This is a genomic window from Serratia montpellierensis (assembly GCF_020858655.1).
GTDB classification, from domain to species: domain Bacteria; phylum Pseudomonadota; class Gammaproteobacteria; order Enterobacterales; family Enterobacteriaceae; genus Serratia; species Serratia montpellierensis.
The window spans coordinates 186277-203346 of sequence record NZ_VOSN01000015.1 but is presented as its reverse complement, the minus strand read 5'-3'; the positions used below and the strand labels follow the sequence as shown (position 1 = coordinate 203346).

The 17070-nt window shown below is 59.5% G+C and carries 14 protein-coding genes; 6 read left to right on the top strand and 8 right to left on the bottom strand.

Translation table 11 applies throughout. The features are described from left to right. Positions 1–33 precede the first annotated feature (33 nt). From FUU19_RS17650 to FUU19_RS17635, 4 genes are all read right to left on the bottom strand, one after another. Positions 34–2157 carry a peptidase domain-containing ABC transporter gene (locus tag FUU19_RS17650; RefSeq protein WP_230490981.1) on the bottom strand — a complete coding sequence of 708 codons (2124 nt, stop codon included), beginning with the start codon at positions 2155–2157 and terminating at the stop codon, positions 34–36. Between the two features lie 19 nt (positions 2158–2176). Beyond that, positions 2177–3121 carry an ABC transporter gene (locus tag FUU19_RS17645; protein WP_308381506.1) on the bottom strand — a complete coding sequence of 315 codons (945 nt, stop codon included), beginning with the start codon at positions 3119–3121 and terminating at the stop codon, positions 2177–2179. Next, entirely contained in the window at positions 3121–3786 is a 666-nt protein-coding gene (locus FUU19_RS17640; RefSeq protein ID WP_230507275.1) for a DsbA family protein, read from the bottom strand. The genes FUU19_RS17645 and FUU19_RS17640 overlap by 1 nt, the downstream gene beginning before the upstream one ends. Positions 3787–3963: 177 nt before the next feature. Continuing rightward, positions 3964–4167 (bottom strand): DUF4762 family protein, encoded by a 204-nt coding sequence (locus FUU19_RS17635; RefSeq protein ID WP_141966842.1) that lies wholly within the window; start codon positions 4165–4167, stop codon positions 3964–3966. 426 nt (positions 4168–4593) lie between these two features. Between FUU19_RS17635 and FUU19_RS17630 the strand changes: the two genes are divergently transcribed. From FUU19_RS17630 to lldD, 3 genes are all read left to right on the top strand, one after another. Beyond that, on the top strand, positions 4594–5514 hold the full coding sequence (locus FUU19_RS17630; RefSeq protein WP_197781397.1) for a LysR family transcriptional regulator: 921 nt from the start codon (positions 4594–4596) through the stop codon (positions 5512–5514). A gap of 323 nt (positions 5515–5837) precedes the next feature. Further along, on the top strand, positions 5838–7421 hold the full coding sequence (locus tag FUU19_RS17625; protein ID WP_141966838.1) for an L-lactate permease: 1584 nt from the start codon (positions 5838–5840) through the stop codon (positions 7419–7421). 42 nt (positions 7422–7463) lie between these two features. Further along, positions 7464–8603: an FMN-dependent L-lactate dehydrogenase LldD gene (gene lldD / locus FUU19_RS17620; RefSeq protein ID WP_230490977.1), complete on the top strand. Its 1140-nt coding sequence runs from the start codon at positions 7464–7466 to the stop codon at positions 8601–8603. 1 nt (position 8604) lies between these two features. On the opposite strand, the gene FUU19_RS17615 is transcribed toward lldD, so the two are convergent. Together FUU19_RS17615 and FUU19_RS17610 are read right to left on the bottom strand one after the other, a co-directional pair. Continuing rightward, a complete protein-coding gene (locus FUU19_RS17615) occupies positions 8605–9414 on the bottom strand; it encodes a MoaF C-terminal domain-containing protein (protein WP_230490976.1) in 810 nt (269 codons plus the stop codon). Positions 9415–9449: 35 nt separating this feature from the next. Further along, entirely contained in the window at positions 9450–10715 is a 1266-nt protein-coding gene (locus FUU19_RS17610) for an MFS transporter (protein ID WP_230490975.1), read from the bottom strand. A 669-nt stretch (positions 10716–11384) separates the two neighbouring features. Here FUU19_RS17610 and FUU19_RS17605 point away from each other — a divergent pair. Beyond that, positions 11385–12302 (top strand): TIGR03571 family LLM class oxidoreductase, encoded by a 918-nt coding sequence (locus FUU19_RS17605; protein ID WP_230490974.1) that lies wholly within the window; start codon positions 11385–11387, stop codon positions 12300–12302. Between the two features lie 155 nt (positions 12303–12457). Then, complete coding sequence (locus FUU19_RS17600) at positions 12458–12889, top strand: VOC family protein (RefSeq protein WP_230490973.1); 432 nt, start codon at positions 12458–12460, stop codon at positions 12887–12889. Positions 12890–12895: 6 nt separating this feature from the next. Here FUU19_RS17600 and FUU19_RS17595 read toward each other — a convergent pair whose 3' ends face one another. Beyond that, positions 12896–14440 (bottom strand): BCCT family transporter, encoded by a 1545-nt coding sequence (locus FUU19_RS17595; protein WP_230490972.1) that lies wholly within the window; start codon positions 14438–14440, stop codon positions 12896–12898. 158 nt (positions 14441–14598) lie between these two features. Between FUU19_RS17595 and betI the strand changes: the two genes are divergently transcribed. After that, the gene (gene betI / locus FUU19_RS17590) at positions 14599–15195 is read left to right on the top strand and encodes a transcriptional regulator BetI (protein WP_197834322.1); all 597 of its coding nucleotides are present in this window, start codon (positions 14599–14601) and stop codon (positions 15193–15195) included. Between the two features lie 9 nt (positions 15196–15204). On the opposite strand, the gene FUU19_RS17585 is transcribed toward betI, so the two are convergent. Next, positions 15205–16974, bottom strand: a complete 1770-nt coding sequence (locus FUU19_RS17585) for an ABCB family ABC transporter ATP-binding protein/permease (RefSeq protein WP_197813463.1) — start codon at positions 16972–16974, stop codon at positions 15205–15207. Positions 16975–17070 lie beyond the last annotated feature (96 nt).

Sequence of the window (17070 nt, the reverse complement as noted above, 5' to 3'; positions counted from 1 at the left end):
GCCACTCGCCGCCAGCGTCTCTTTCCGGGCACGTCACTCCACCGCAGCACAATCATTCATCCTGACGTCGTCGGAAGGCTCGGCCAGCAGCCGCCCCTGCGACATGCGCAAGACCCGATCGAACAACGGCAACAGCCGCGGATTATGGGTGACCGTCACCAGGGTTTTACGATTTTCACGACAATGCGCCACCAGAGCCGACATCACCGCCACCGCGGTCTTTTCATCCAGATTCGCCGTCGGCTCGTCCAGCACCAACACCGAGCAATGGCTGTACATGGCGCGTGCCAGCAACAGACGCTGCCGCTGCCCCAGCGACAGTCCGGCATGGCTCTCCCGCACCAGGGCGTTCACGCCCCCCGGCAGCTGCGCCACCGCGTCCGCCAGCCCCAAGCTGCGCAGCGCCTGTTCCACTTGCCGTTGCTGGCCCGGCGACGACGGCGCGAACAGCGTGATGTTCTGCAACACCGAGGCATTGAACAGAATGTCCTCCTGGCTTTGCAGGAAGAACAACCGCTGCGCGGTGGCATTTGTCAGTACGCGCCCATCCAGCGCCAGCTCCCCCTGCTGCGGCGTCAGCAGGCAGGCGAGCACCTTCAGCAACGTGCTTTTGCCCGCGCCGGAACCGCCGCAAATGGCAATACACTCCCCCCGTTCCAGCGTCAGCGACAAATCACGCAACACCGGTTGGCCGGCGTCATAAGCAAAGGTCACTCCCCGATACGCCAGCCGCGTGTCAAAATGACTCACGCTTTCGTCCTCAGACAGGGCGCGAACGGATACCGCAGGAAACAGATCCCGCGCACGTTCATCGATGACGTGCAGCTGGTTTTTCTGCAAAACGGCAAAAAAGATCTTGCTGCTGTACGAGGTAAAGATTTCACGCAAAAAGCTGTAGGCGAAGAATGCCCCCAGGCTGAGCTCGCCCTCCTTGAGCAGCGGCAGCGCCAGCAGCATGAACAACACCATCTCCAGGCTGCCGATCAGCTGGTAAATGCTGCCCTTTATCTGCTCATAGATCTTTTGCTGCTGCAGGCAATTGAACAGCGAGCGGGCATGTTCGGCGAACCCTTCCTGCCGCTGACCGGCCAGGCCGGCGGATTTGATGGTCGAAAACCCCTGGATGGTTTCCAGGATGAAATCATTTTGCACCGCGCCTCGCACCTGCAACTGCTGGGTGTAATGCCGATCGCGGTAGATGGCCCACACGCTGACCGCCCCCATCAGCAGCACGCCGACAACCGGCACCAGCGCCAGCATTGGACTCAGGTAGCACATCACTGCCAGCGCGATGGCGCCGATGATCCAGTCGGTGCGCAGGCCGTTGTCCAGTTCGATCTTCTGGCCGGCGGCCATCTGCCAACTGGTGAAGCGGCTGAAAATCTCGCCGGGCGCGCGCTTACTGAAGAAGTTCAGCGAATTCTCCAGCAGGCGAGAGAACCCGGCGGCGCCGTGCAACAACACGAAATTTTTGATGAAACGTTCGGTGATAGTTCGCGCGATCAGCGCCAACGCCGTGGACGCCACGAACGCCAATAGATAGTAGGCATAGGGGAACGCGACCTCGCCGGCCATGGCGAACACCTGATTGATCGCGCTGGCGACCATCATCGGCATGATGAATAGCGTCAGTGAGATAAAAAACGTCATCGCCGCCAGGCGATAAATGCCGGCGATGCCGGCGGTATCCTTCAGGCTTAAACTGGCGAAAGTGCTCCGGCGGTCGCTACGCTGGGCCGGTGCGCCAGCCGGTATCTCATCGCGATCCAGCACCAGCGCATAACCGCTGATTTCCGCTTTCAGGGCAGCGTACGGCAGCAGTTGCTGCCCCAATGCGGGATTCATTACGCATACGTACCCTCCCTGGCGATACGCCAACAATACATAGTGGCCTGCGCCGTAATGCAAAATGGCCGGTAAAGGCAGCGCCGCCAGATCCCGGTGTTCAAATGCCACCGGATAAGCCGGTAGCGCCAGTTCTCCCAAAATGGTGCACAGCGCCGCCAGCGACGTGCCGTGCTGCGAGGCGGGATAACGCTCCCGCAGCTCCGTCAACGGCGCGCGAATGCCCTGAGTTTCCGCCAGCATGGCGATGCAGGCCAGCCCGCACTCATTGATTTCGCTCTGCAAGACCGGCGTAGGAAGGGTATTTTCCATACGTAGTGATATCCCTGACTTATTCGTTGATGAAAAATAAAGAGTGCGAATGCCATAACAGCCAATCATCCGCATGCCGCCGGAGGGTTCGCTCGACGAAAGCCGGCATGGCGCGGCCGACCTTATCTGCAGCGACCGGTTCTTCGATGTGAATGCGGATACCGCGATCGAAATAAAGCGAATAGCACACCACCTGAGCCCGTAACGCTCGGGACAGCCGAACGATGCCGCTGTGCAAATGCGCCGGCCGGCCGAACAGATGACAGGCCAATTTGGCCGAAGCATTCTGCTTGCTGTTCAGGGTGTAATCCGGCGTGATGTCCGGGAAGAGGATGATGTTGCGCCGATGTTCCGCCGCTTCCAGCATCGCCTGCGACAAGGTGCCGGCGATGTGCCGCGGATCGTCGTGAATCGAGCAATAGTCGAGCCGCTGCCGCCATTCGCCTTCCGGCGCCCGCCGCACAAATGCCTGTACATCGCCGGAAACGATCACCGTCGCACGCCCGGGATAAACATCCGCGCCGACCAGCGTCGCCAATACGTCGGAGACCGTATGCATCGGCGCCAACAGCACCGGCACGCCCGCGCGATGCAGCGGTTCCACGACCCGATTAAGCTGCGCGGAACAGCGCGCCAAATGATTCATCAACGATGCATTGCGGGCATGGACCGCCGCGATATCCAGCCACTGCCGCCGCTGCATCTGCCAGGCGAAGTCCAGATTGCCGTCGCCCAACAGGCTTTGGCGATTCGCCGCAGCGACGGCTTGCCGGTGGCGAAAGCGACGCTGCGGTCTGCTTCCCCTCAACCGCCGACGCACTTCCAGCCACAGGCGATAATCCACGCGCCGCAGCAGAGCACACGTCAGGCGGTTGCCCATCCCGGCCCCCGTTGCCGATAAGCGAGCCATCGCGTCCAGGCCGTTGCGCCAGGCCAAGTACCCCCGAACCGCGAGCAGGCGCATCAGGGGGCCAGCGGCTTATCGTGCTGCAACAGCGACAACAGCTGCTGACTGAAAGCGGAAAAGTCGCGATCTTGCAATGCCAGCCATTTACGGTTGACGATAAAGCTGGGGGTCGCGTTGACCTGGTAATAACGGCTCACTGCCGTCATATACGCCAACAGCTCTTTGACCCGCTCTGACTCTCTGGCCTGCTGATAGGCGGCCTCATCGATACCGTTGGCCGTCAGCCAGGCGCTGAGCTGTTTGTCATCCGCCAGGTTGAGGTTTTCTTTGATAATGGCGCGATAAGCGGCGGGACGATGCTGTGCTTCGATCCCCATGACCGTCAGCGTGGCGAACAGGGGCGCAAAGGCCGCCATGCCAGCCTGACTGTCGTCGCTAAGGTGCAAGCGCACCAATTTGGCTCCCGCCGGTAAACTTTTTTCCAGTTCGGCCACGCCGCTTTCGTTGACTTCACAATAGTGGCAGGCGTAAGAGAAGACTTCGACAATGGTATTATCGTCTTGCAACGGGCTTTGTTCTATTTTTTCCGGGGAGATAAAAGTCAGGTTTTCTGCCTCCGGCGATTGCATGACGTAATGTTTAAAATAAAACGCGGTCAAAAAAGAAGAGGCAAAAATAATAACAATCGTGTAGCTGATAAAAAGCAAGGGACGTTTATACATAATGGACGCATCCTGCGCATATATTAATACTCACCCAGCAGAGTGAATACATGAAAAAGAGTTGATACCGTAAATAATGAGAACGTGAAGACGCCTTTTTCGCCCGGTATCAGGCGGGACAGCGTGAACGCTGCCCGCCTGCCCACCGCTAATCTAAATGCAGGGGGTTAATCCGCATCAGCTTGGCGTGGTTGGGTTAGACGGGCAGCTCGCCACTGGCGCAGGATGATAAGTCTTTCTTACACCGCCAAACTTATCGGCGCAGGTGGTGACCAGTTGGCAGGTACGGTTATTGCCGCTGCCCACCCAGGCAAATTCCTTGGTACAAACAAAAGTACCGCCGACGATGTTTTCCGCTTCGGACAGATTGATCTTTTTCATTACAATATCCTTATATATATTAAAATATAAACACACTACCCATTACTCTGTCGGCAGACAGAGCAATTCTTCAATACATTTAAAAACCATTTACTAATAACAATGAGAGCGCTTCGTGAAAAAGCATAGCCATCTCAAACGAGCAGATCAATACAATTATTTACACTGCAAGGTAAAGTTAATCGAATAAGTAAGCCGTGAATGCGGGACTTTTCCAATTTAAATTAGGTTAAAAACCAGAAAAATAGATCAAAGCCTATTAAATCAAGAAAAACAAAAAAGGATAATTCTCAATAAAATGAAAGAAAAAATAAGAAAAATTCAGCTCTGACCAGTTGGAGGCGACGTGCGACACGCTGAAAAGATTGCTTCCTGCCGCGCCGGATTTACACTGGGGCAACAGGACTCTCACTCTCCAGGATGCCCATGCTCGCGACTCACGAATACGCCAACGACCTGATTCTGTTCGCCCTGATTGTCGACTGCGGCTCGTTCAGCAAGGCCGCGGAAAGCGCCGGCATCACCAGTTCGGTGGTCAGTAAACGCATCGGGCGGCTGGAGAAATCGCTGGGCGCCCGCCTGCTGTACCGCACCACGCGCAGCCTGACGCTGACTGAAAACGGCCAGGCGCTCTACCAACAGGCCAAAGAGATCGGCGCCAAAGTGCAGGAGGCCCTGTACGCCGTCAGCGAAAAGAGCGAAGAATTAACCGGCACCATCCGCATGTCGGTGCCGACCATTTCGGGCGAGCTGCTGCTGAGCGAGAGCGTGGCGGAGTTTTGCGCTCAGCACCCCAGCCTGAAGGTCGAGATGCGGCTGGAAAACCGCTTTGTCGATCTGGTGGAAGAAGGCATCGATCTGGCGATCCGTACCGGCACCATGCCGGATTCGAGCCTGATTGCGCGGCCGATCTTCGATTCCCGCTGGGTGATCGTCTGCTCGCCGGGGTACCTGGAAAGCCACCCGGAACCGCGCTGCGCCGAAGACCTGCTCGGCCACAACTGCCTGACCTACACCTATCAGGAGAGCGGCACCGCCAACTGGCTGATGAAACGGCCGGGGCGCAACGAAATCTACGAGTTGCAGGTTAACGGCAACCTGTCGGCTAACAATGCGCGGGCGATCCGCAAAGCGGTGATCGGCGGCCACGGCATCGCCATGGTGCCGCGCTGCATGGTGTATGAGGATTTGCAGGACGGCAAACTGACGGAGATCCTGGCCGGCCACTGCGGCAAAGTTTTGGGCATTTACGCCGTCTATCCTTACACCCGCAATCTGCCGTTAAAAACCCGTCTGCTGATCGAACATATCATCGGTTCCTACCAAAATATCGGCCATTACTTTTGAGTTTTCTTCTCTGATTATTTCCCCTCGGCCGCAAAAGACCGCGGGGATTATGGCATTTTTGGACATAATCTATTGAACATTACGGCTTAATTAATGTGATATCGCGCATTCATCACACATAAAAATCTTCTATCAAACTGATTTTAAAGCAGTTGATTTACCCCCTCCCGTCGGCCAATTTCCCACCGCCGGCACCATTCTCCGGTGTTAAAAAATTACCGCATGGCATCGTCGCCATCGTTGTGATTAGAATGAAAATGTTGCGGTAATTAACCTTTCAGCTACATATCTCTGCCCATAAAAATAATAACCCTGAGGATCTTATGCCCCTGCTTTTTAGTATTGCGCCCATCGTCCTACTGATTTGGATGATGACCAAAAGGAATGGCGTGCCCTCTTACCTCGCCCTGCCGCTGACGGCCGCCGTGGTGTATGCCGTCCAGCTCCTGTGGTTCGATGCCTCGCTGCGGCTGCTGCATGCCAATATCATCACCGCGCTGGTGTCGACGCTGACGCCGATCACCATCATCGCCGGCGCCATCCTGCTCAACAAACTGATGCAGGTAAGCGGCGCGGAAAACGTGGTGCGCCGCTGGCTGGAAACCATCAGCCCCAATCCCGTGGCCCAGCTGATGATTATCGGCTGGGCGTTCGCCTTTATGATTGAGGGCGCCAGCGGCTTCGGCACACCGGCCGCCATCGCCGCGCCGATTCTGGTCGGGCTCGGCTTCAACCCGCTGCGCGTCGCCCTGCTGACGCTGGTGATGAACTCGGTACCGGTCTCCTTCGGCGCCGTGGGCACCCCCACCTGGTTCGGCTTTGCCAATCTCGGCCTGTCGGACGCCAGCCTGCTGGAGATCGGCCGGCAAACCGCGCTGATCCACTTTATCGCCGGCTTCGTCATTCCTCTGCTGGCGCTGCGCTTTATCGTTTCCTGGCAGGATATCCGCCGCAACCTGCCCTTTATCCTGCTCAGCGTGCTGAGCTGCACCGTGCCTTATCTGCTGCTGGCCCAGGTGAACTATGAGTTCCCGGCGCTGGTCGGCGGCGCCATCGGCCTGGCGCTCTCGGTGCTGCTGGCGCGCGGCGGCCTCGGCCTCGCCCACAGCGACAAACCGCAGAACGCCGGGCAGGCGGTGCCGTTCTTGCAAGTGGTCAAGGCCATGACCCCGACCCTGCTGCTGATTGCTATTCTGATAGTGACGCGCGTCCACCAGCTGGGCCTGAAGGCGCTGCTCAACAACACCGCGCTGCTGTGGCAGGAAAACCTCGGCTGGCTCGGGGAGCTGCGCATCAGCCGGGCGCTGATCGTCGAACTGCAGCAGGTGCTGGGTACCACCGCCGCCGCCGGCTACAAAACGCTGTATGTCCCGGCGCTGATCCCGTTCCTGTTGGTGGTACTGCTGTGTATTCCGCTGTTCCGTCTGAATGGCAGCCAGGTGCGGCAAATGTTCAGCGAAACCGGCGGGCGCATCGCGCGGCCCTTTATCGCCCTGTTCGGCGCGCTGGTGATGGTTAACCTGATGATGCAAGGCGGCGACAACGCACCGGTGATCCTGATCGGTAAAGCGTTGGCGGCGCTGACCGGCGAGAGCTGGCTGCTGTTCTCGTCGTTCCTCGGTGCGCTGGGCTCGTTCTTCTCCGGTTCCAATACCGTGTCGAACCTGACGTTCGGCGGCATTCAGCAATCGATCGCCCAGAGCAGCGGTCTCGACGTCAATCTGACGCTGGCCCTGCAGTCCGTCGGCGGCGCCATGGGCAACATGGTCTGCCTGAACAACATTATCGCGGTCTGTTCGATCCTCGGGATCGGCAACGCCGAAGGCAAAATCATCAGAAAGACCGTACTGCCGATGCTGGCGTACGGCGGGATTGCGGCCGGTATGGCAGCGATCCTCACGCTCTGACTGAACACTCGTTATCGCAAGCAAGACAAGAAGGTAAACACTATGATCATCTCCGCGTCAACCGACTACCGGGCCGCCGCCCAGGCCAAGCTGCCGCCGTTTCTGTTTCACTACATCGATGGCGGGGCCTACGCGGAGCATACGCTGAAGCGCAATACCGCAGATCTGGCCGATATTGCCCTGCGCCAGCGCGTGCTACGCAATATGTCCGAACTCAGCCTGGAGACCACGTTGTTCGGCGAGCAGTTGGCGATGCCGGTGGCGCTGGGGCCGGTGGGGCTGACCGGTATGTACGCCCGCCGCGGCGAAGTGCAGGCCGCGCGCGCCGCGGCCAAAAAAGGCATTCCGTTCACGCTGTCCACCGTGTCGGTCTGCCCGATCGAAGAGGTGGCGCCGGCGATCGATCGGCCGATGTGGTTCCAGCTCTACGTGCTGAAAGATCGCGGCTTTATGCGCAACGCACTGGAGCGCGCCAAGGCCGCCGGCGTGAAAACGCTGGTGTTTACCGTCGACATGCCGGTGCCCGGCGCCCGTTACCGCGACGCCCACTCGGGGATGAGCGGCCCTAACGCCGCCCTGCGCCGCGTGCTGCAGGCGTTTACCCATCCGCAGTGGGCCTGGGATGTCGGCCTGTTCGGCAAGCCGCACGATCTGGGCAACGTCTCGGCCTACCGCGGCAAACCGACCAGCCTGGAAGACTACATCGGCTGGCTGGGCGCCAACTTCGATCCGTCGATTTCCTGGAAAGATCTGGAGTGGATCCGCGAATTCTGGGACGGCCCGATGATCATCAAAGGCATTCTGGATCCGGAAGACGCCAAAGACGCGGTGCGCTTCGGCGCCGACGGCATCATCGTCTCCAACCACGGCGGCCGCCAGCTGGACGGCGTGCTGTCGACCGCGCGCGCCCTGCCGGCGATCGCCGACGCGGTGAAAGGCGACATTACCCTGTTGGCCGACTCCGGCATCCGCAGCGGTCTGGACGTGGTGCGCATGATCGCACTGGGCGCCGACAGCGTGCTGCTGGGGCGCGCCTTCGTCTATGCGCTGGCGGCAGCGGGCGAAGCCGGGGTGGCCAACTTGCTGGATCTGATCGACAAGGAAATGCGCGTCGCCATGACGCTCACCGGCGCGAAATCCATCGCGGAGATCAACGCCGGATCGCTGGTCAGAAACGCCTGACTCACAGCGGCTGCACGCCCTCCGGGTAGGCGTTGTAGCTCATCTTGCTGATGAATGCCCCGGCCGGGGACACCAACACCCGGCCGGCGGCGTCCAGCCCGAGGAAGGTGCCGGTGCAGCGCCCGGAGATAAAATCGAAGAAGAACACCGAGCACACCGGGATAATCTTTTCCCGGAAGGTGAAGAGGAACATCTCATCCTCAAACTTGTAGTAGGTGGCGTAGTCCATGTCGCCATGGCCGAACTGTTCGCCGCGCAGGTTTTGCCAGGCGTAGCGCTCGGTGTTGACGTAGAAGTGCTCGTAGTAATGGTTGGGGCTGTAGACGTTCAGCGTGCGATAGCCGATCAGCTCGCGGGTCAGATGCGGCGCGATGCCGCCCGGCGTGACGCCTGCAATCAGCCCAACGTGGAAGCTTTGCTTGAGGCGAGACCCCTTTTCTACCGCATGTTCGGGCAGCAGCGTGCTGCGCACCAGCAGCGCCCGGCCGCTGTCGCGGTTGAGCACCAGCGTCAGGCATTCGTTGCCCGGCGACTGCAGCGGAATATTGAAGAAATAGCGTGCGGCGGAGGTTTGCACCTCTTCGTAAGCGTCCTCGCCGCTCTCCCCGCCCCAGGCCCACAGCACCCGCTGCCGATCGGCGCTGAAACGCAGCGTGATTTCTCCGCCGTCTTCAAAGGCGATCTGCAGCGTTTTGCCGCGCCAGTCCTGAGTGCCCGACAGCCGGTTGGTGTCGATACCGCGTGCAAAATCGTCGTAATTCTTCCAGTCCGGCTCGGCATTTTGATTCAGTACGGATGGTTCTGCTGACATCTTCGCTCTCCTTGATTGAATGGGATAAAACCGTCTTAAGCGTCGGCGACGCCCGCCGGTTTCACCGCTCTGCGGCTCACCACCGCGGGTGCAGTTTCATCGAGAAAACAGCTCAGTACGCCGGCGCAGACCGCGCCGGCAGCCGCCAGCCACATCACGCTGACCAGGCCATAGCGATCGGCGATCAGCCCGGCGATAAACGGTGCCAGACAGCCGCCAATCACCTCGCCGATCCCCATCACCAGCCCCAACGCGGTGGCGATACGGGCCGGCGACACCGTTTCAGACGGGATGGTGGCCATAAACAGCGTGAAGCAGCCGAGGCCGGTATAAGACAGGAACACCAGCACGCCCAGCAGCCACGGGTTATCGACGTAGCTCAGGAACAGCGGGCAGCATACCGCCAGCAATGAAAAGAAGATCAGCGTCGGCTTGCGGCCGAGGCGATCGGAAATCGCCGGCACCGCTACGCCCCAGAACACCCAGGCGGCGCCGATGGCGCTCATGATGCCGCCCATCGTGCCTTCGCCGAAGCCGCGGTCGGTCACCAAAAAGTTGGGGGTGAAGGTAATGATGATCATGAACCAGGTGACGAACACGCAGGAAATCAGAATGCACAGCGCCACGTTCTTGATTTTGAACAGCTCGCCGTAAGCGCCTTTGTTCGCCGCCTTACCGGCCGCCGGCGCGGCGATAAAGGCGGGATCTTTTTTGCCGTTCACATAGCGATAGATCAGCCACGCCAGAATGATGCCCGGCACGGCGGTCAGGTGAAACGCCATGCTCCATCCCCACTTCTGCGCCAGATAGATGATCAGCGGCGGCGCGATAATGCCGCCCAGCAGCCCCGGCGCCGCGCCCTGGATCAATCCCATGTTGAAACCGCGGCGCTGCGGCTGCGATTTTTCCACCATCAACGACTGTGCGATCGGCAAAACCGGCCCTTCGGCGATCCCCATCAGCGCACGGAAGATCAATAGCATGGCAAACCCGCTGACCAGCCCCGACAGTGCGGAGAACAGTGAAAACACCAGGATCGACAGGATCAACATCGGTTTACGGATATTAAAGCGATCGGCTATCGCCCCCAGCCCCGCGCCGGATAGCGCCCAAGTCAATGCCAGCACCGCCGACAGCGTGCCGAGATGCACGTTGCTGAGCTTGAGGTCGGCGGCAATCATCGGAAACAGAAACGAGATGGTCAGACGATCGACGAACACGCAGCCGAAGACAAAAAATAAAATAATCAGCAACCGGTTCTCTTCACTTAATGCGCGGCGAGGCCCTGGCAATGTATTCATAGCGTCATTTGTCCATAAGTTAACTTATGAATGGCAAGCCGCCATGGCATAAGTATGTTAAGCGCTCGGCCAAGAGAGAAATTGGCCCTCCGTCACGACAACAACTCATTAACATGTTAATGACATAAAATTATCGTAAGCCGACGGTCTGTCAACCGGCGCGTTCTTAGAGACGAATGAAGTTTTTATCCGGTACTATTTTAAAATTGCATTATCACAATCAGATATTTTATTCCTTTGTTTTTACAGACAATAAAATAATAACGGGTATTTTCCCGCGGTTAAAAACGCCCATTTTCACGCCAGCGGCGAATAATCTCATCATTCACTCTTTAGGTTTATTAATTGGTTATCCACTTTCAGTGAGCTATAGGCAACATTCGGATTCGTTTTTATCTATTGAATCATTTCGTTTTGTTTCATGGCCGCACAACAAAATAACTCTTACGAGGGAAAGGCTATTGGCAGGGTTACATCATTTCATCTGGACAATAACAAAAGCGCAGAGCGTGACGTAAATCACGGCAATCATGCCGTATCCTGCAAAGTCATTGTGCTCGTAACAGCAATTATCTATTGCGATTAGGGCTGTTTATCTCAATTAATCGCCATGCAACACTTCGTGCCATCGTTCGACACCGCGCCGCAAGGCCTGAGACGGAGTGACACATGAGCATCGAAAAACTAACCCGGGAGCCGCTTTCCATCGGTATTGAGCTGCCGTTGGACAATGATTGGTCCACCAGCGGGCAGCTGAAACGCCAGCAGGACGGGCGACCGTTCGGCGTGCCGGACATGAGCGAACACGCTGCGCGCATCAAGCGGGCCGATGAGCTCGGCTTTCGCGCCGCCTGGGTTCGCGACGTGCCGCTGTACGATCCGGACTTCGGCGACGCCGCACAGGTGTTTGAAACCTTTACCTACCTCGGTTATCTGTCCAGCCTGACACGCAATATTCTGCTGGGCACCGCGGCCGTGGTGCTGCCGCTGCGGCAGCCGTGGCTGGTGCGCAAAGCGGCTTCTACGCTGCAAACGCTGAGCGGCGATCGTCTGCTGCTCGGCGTCGCCAGCGGCGATCGCCCCGTGGAGTACCCGCTGTTCGGCGCCGATTACGCTGCGCGCGGTGAAAGCTTCCGCACCAGCGTCGGCATTATCAAAGGTGAAGCCGACAGCGCGCTCCAGCCTGGATTGCGCCTGCTGCCGGCCACGCCGCCACCGCCGCTGCTGGTCGCCGGGCTGGCGCAACAAACGCCCGAGTGGGTGGGGAAAAATATGGATGGCTGGCTGTCGTATCCCGGCACGCCGGCGGACCATGTTTCGCGGGTCAAACTCTGGCGTAACGTGGCCGGTGACAAACCCTACGTCAGCTTTATTCATCTCGACCTCACCGATAACGCCGACGCGCCGATTCAGCGCCATCGCTTCGGCATCAAGAGCGGCCGCAATGGGTTGATTCAGGAACTGAGCGCCATGCGTGACGCCGGGGTCAACCACATCGGCCTGCACTTCCGCCGCAACCAGCGGCCGCTGGAAGAGACAATGCAGGAGATAGGTCAGCTGGTGTTGCCGGAATTCCATCGCGCTTGACGCCCGCTTTAACCCGCTATTCCAACCTGAGCGCGCCTTTGCCCCGTTACCGGGGCTTTATTTCCGCCACTGCTATTTCATAGCAACTCAGTCTAATCCCTGCGGCCAAACGGCGGCATGATGATGGGGAAACGAGCCACCATGAGGAATGTGCAATGACGGCAAAACTGACAGAAGCGGGCTTTTGGCGCAAAACCGCCGACTCTTCATCGCTGCGAGAACCGCGCGTATTGATCCGGGTCTACGTCGACGAAGGCGAGATTGACCGCGCCATCACGTTTTACGCGCAGTTGCACGGCGTGGAAGCGGATATGCGTTTCGACTTTCCCGAGCATCGGCTGGTGCTGGCGGCGGTGGGGCCGTTTCTTATCCTGGAAGGCGCGGAAGAAAACCTGCGCCCTTTTCGCAGCACCGTCGGCACGCTGCTGGTCGATGATATTTATCCCTACCACCAGCGGCTGCTGGCGGCCGGAGCCGAAATCTTCTTCGGCCCGGTGGAAGTGCCCACCGGCGCCTGTTTCAATGCGCGCCTGCCGGACGGCACGATTGTCGAGTACGTGCATCACCGGCCGCGCGCGGACGAATAAACCGCCTCAGGGGATCGCCGGCGTCATGGCGTAACCGCGCAGATCCTTGCGCAGGCTGACCATGTACAGCACGATCACCGCCGAGAACGGCAGGCCGCACAGCACCACCGCGGTCTGCATCGCGCTGAAGCTGCCGGCGTACAGCAACCCGGCGCACACCAGCGTGGTGACCGCCGCCCAGAACACCCGCAGCCAGGCCGGCGCGTCATCGTGCGCGGAACCGCCCTGGCAGGAGAGGTTAGCTATCATCAGCGTGCCGGAATCGACCGGCGTCAGGAACAGCACGAAGCTTATCACCACCACGAAACCGGCAGTCAGCTGGGTATAGGGCAGGTATTCAAACAGCTTGAACACCGCCATCGGCGGATCGCTTTGCGCCACCTGGCCCAGGATCGCCTGCCCGCCCTCCAGCACCAGGCTGATGGCGGTATTGCCGAAGATCGACAGCCACGCCAGCGTGAACCCGAGCGGGATCAGCAACACGCCGAAGATCAGCTCACGGATGGTACGGCCTTTGGAAATGCGGGCGATAAACAGCCCGACGAACGGCGCCCACGCCACCCACCAGGCCCAATAGAACAGCGTCCAGGCGCCCTGCCACTGGCGCGCCTTGCCATACAGATACATATCGAAGCTGCGGCTGACGAGCGAGGCCAGATAATCCCCGAGGTTCTGCAACATGCCGTTGAGCAGGTTCAGCGTCGGCCCGGCCAGAAACACGAACAGCAGCAGCAGGCACAGGAAGCCGACGTTGATGTTCGACAGCATGGCAATGCCCTTCTCGACGCCGGTGACCGCCGCCAGCGTGGCCACCACCATCATCACCACGATCAGCGCCAGCAGTACGCCGGTGCTTTGCGGGATGTCGAACAGGTAAAACAGCCCCGAGTTCACCAGCAACGCGCCGATCCCCAGGTTGGTCACCATCGAGATAACCGTCACCAGAATGCCGAAACTGTCCACCAGATGGCCGACGCCGCCGTGGATGCGCTCGCCGAAGATCGGGTACAGCGCCGAACGCAGCGCCAGCGGCAAACCGCGACAATAGGCGAAATAGGCGAGCGCGGTGGCGATCAGCGCGTACAGCGCCCAACCGTGCAGCCCCCAGTGCAAAAAGGTGAGCGCCATCGCCTGTCGCGCCGCCTGCACGCTGCCGCCGCTGCCTTCCGGTGGCGACAGGAAGTGATCCAGCGGCTCATAGGCGCCGTAATACACCAGCGCAATACCGATGCCCGACGAGAACAGCATCGCCACCCACGAGGGGTAGCTGAACTGCGGCGGCTCGTCATCCTGGCTCAGGCGAATATGGCCAAAGCGCGACAGCGCCAGCCAGAACACGAACGCCATGCAGGCGACCATCAGCAGCATGTAATACCAGCCGAACACATCGGCCACCCAGCTTTGCGCAACATTCAGCCACTGTTTGCTGGCGGCGGGAAACAGCACGACCAGCGATCCCAGCAGCAGGATCACCGCCGCCGAGCCGAAAAATACCGGGACATTTAATCTGACAGGTTCTTCGTCAAGCGATGGGGGAGTTTTCATTGTCATTGGCAGGCTTCCATGATGCGAAAGACAGACGATTTAAATGCAACTTTTGGTTAATATCTTATCGTCATTTATTTGACATTTTCGCAGCATATAGAGTATTGATTGACCGTTCAATCAATCAAATTCAAAGTGTGATTTGCCTATCAGTTGAGGAAAATATGTACCGCAGAGACATTCCTGAGCAGCGCAAGGAGCAGCTGATTAACGCCGCCTTCGAGACCATCAACGTTGTGGGGCTGGCTGGCGTCACCCTGTCGCAGGTGGCGAAAGAGGCCGGGCTGTCGACCGGCATCGTCAGCCACTATTTCGGCGATAAAGAAGGTTTGTTGAGCGCGACCATGCGCAAGATCCTGCGCGATCTGCGCGACGCGGTGGCCGAGTGCCGCACTCAGGCGGCAAGCGACAGCCAGTCGCAGCTGTGCGCCATCATTCAGGGCAACTTCCACCCCAGCCAAACCAACGCCATTTCCATGCGCGCCTGGCTCGACTTCTGGGCCGCCAGCATGCATCAGCCGGTGCTGCGCCGCCTGCAGCGCGCCAACGATCGGCGACTCTATTCCAATATTTGCAGCCAGTTCCGCCGCGAGCTGCCGCTGCAGCAGGCGCGCGACGCAGCGCGCGGGCTGGCGGCGATGATCGATGGGCTCTGGCTGCGCGGCAGCCTGGCCGGGGATGATACCGATCTGCAGCAGGATTACCGCATCGCCTGCGACTACGTGATACAACGGCTCAAGGCCGCGCCATCGGCGGGGTGAACGGCAGCGTCAGTGCGGTTCCTGCTCTTCGCTGTACTGGGTTTGCCACATGGCGGCGTAGCGGCCGTTCGCCGCCAGCAGCGTCTCATGCCCCCCGCGTTCGACGATCTCCCCCGCCTCCAGCACGATGATCTCATCGGCGTCCACCACGGTGGAGAGCCGGTGGGCGATCACCAGCGTGGTGTGGTTGCGACTCACCTCGCGCAGGTGCCCCTGGATTTCGCGCTCGGTCTGGGTATCCAGCGCGCTGGTCGCCTCGTCGAACACCAGGATGGCCGGATTTTTCAGGATGGTGCGCGCGATCGCCACCCGCTGCTTTTCACCGCCCGACAGCTTCAGCCCGCGCTCACCCACCCGGGTGTCGTAACCGTCAGGCAGGCCGACGATAAAATCATGGATATGCGCCAGCCGCGCCGCCCGCTCGATTTCTTCATCGCTGGAGCCGGTTTTGCCGTAACCGATGTTGTAGCGCAGCGTATCGTTGAACAGCACCGTATCCTGCGGCACGATGCCGATCGCCTGCCGCAGGCTGGCCTGGGTCAGCTGGCGAATGTCCTGGCCGTCGAGGGTAATGGCGCCGCCCTGCACATCGTAGAAGCGGAACAGCAGGCGCGACAGCGTGGACTTGCCCGCGCCGGAGGCGCCGACCACCGCCACCGTGTGGCCCGCCGGAATGGTAAAACTCACCTGCTTGAGGATTGGTCGGCGCGTGTCGTAACCAAAGCTGACCGCGTCGAATCGCACTTCGCCGCGATCGAGGCGCAGCGGCTGCGCATCCGGGCTATCGACGATCTCACGCTTTTCCTGCAGCAGATCGAACATATTCTCCATGTCGATCAGCGCCTGGCGCACCTCGGAATAAATAAAGCCGAAGAAGTTCAGCGGCTGATACAGCTGCAGCAGGTAGGCGTTGACCAGCACGAAGTCGCCAACCGTCATCGTCCCCTGGGTAATGCCCTGCGCCGCCATGGCCATCATCACGATCAGCCCGATCGAGATAATGGCGGTTTGCCCCAGGTTGATCGCGGTAAAACTGAATTGGTTCTTGATGGCGGCGTATTCGTACAGCCGCCGCGACAGATCGAAACGCTCGGCCTCGAACTCTTCATTGCCGAAGTACTTCACGGTCTCATAGTTCAGCAGGCTGTCGATGGATTTGCTGTTGGCGTCGGCGTTGGCCTTGTTCAGCTCGCGGCGAAAACGGGTGCGCCAGCTCACCGCCAGCACGGTGAACAGAATGTAGCAGCCGACCGTCGTCAGGATCGCCAGCGCAAACCAGCCGTTCAGCATATGCCACATGATTGCCGTGACCAGCGTCAGCTCGAACAGGATCGGCACGATGGAGAACAGCAGCCGCGACAGCACCGTGGACACCGCCTGGGTGCCGCGCTCGATGGATAGCGACAGCCCGCCGGTCTGACGCTCCAGATGGAAGCGCAGGCTCAGCGCATGCAGCTGGCGAAATACCCGCACGCCCAGCAGGCGCGTGGCGTTCTGGCTGACGTGGATAAACATCACGTTGCGCAGCTCCTCAAACAGCGCGCCGCCCACCCGCGCCACGCCGTAGGCGATAATCAGCCCCAGCGGCACCGCCAGCATTTTCGCCGTCTCGCCGCTCAGCGCATCGACCATTGCTTTGTAGGCCAGCGGCACCAGCGTGGTGCTGACCTTGGCCGCCACCATAAACACGAAGGCCACCACCAGATACCCCCGCAGGCGCGGGTTGTCTTTCGGCCACAGGTAGGGCAGCAGGAATTTCAGCAAACGGGAACGATCCATCATGTAATATTCATCTTCTCGGTCGTGCTCGCGGCGCACGGCCGCGTGGGGGTTATGAGTTTAGCCTGGCCGACGGCGAATGCCGCAGCCATCCCG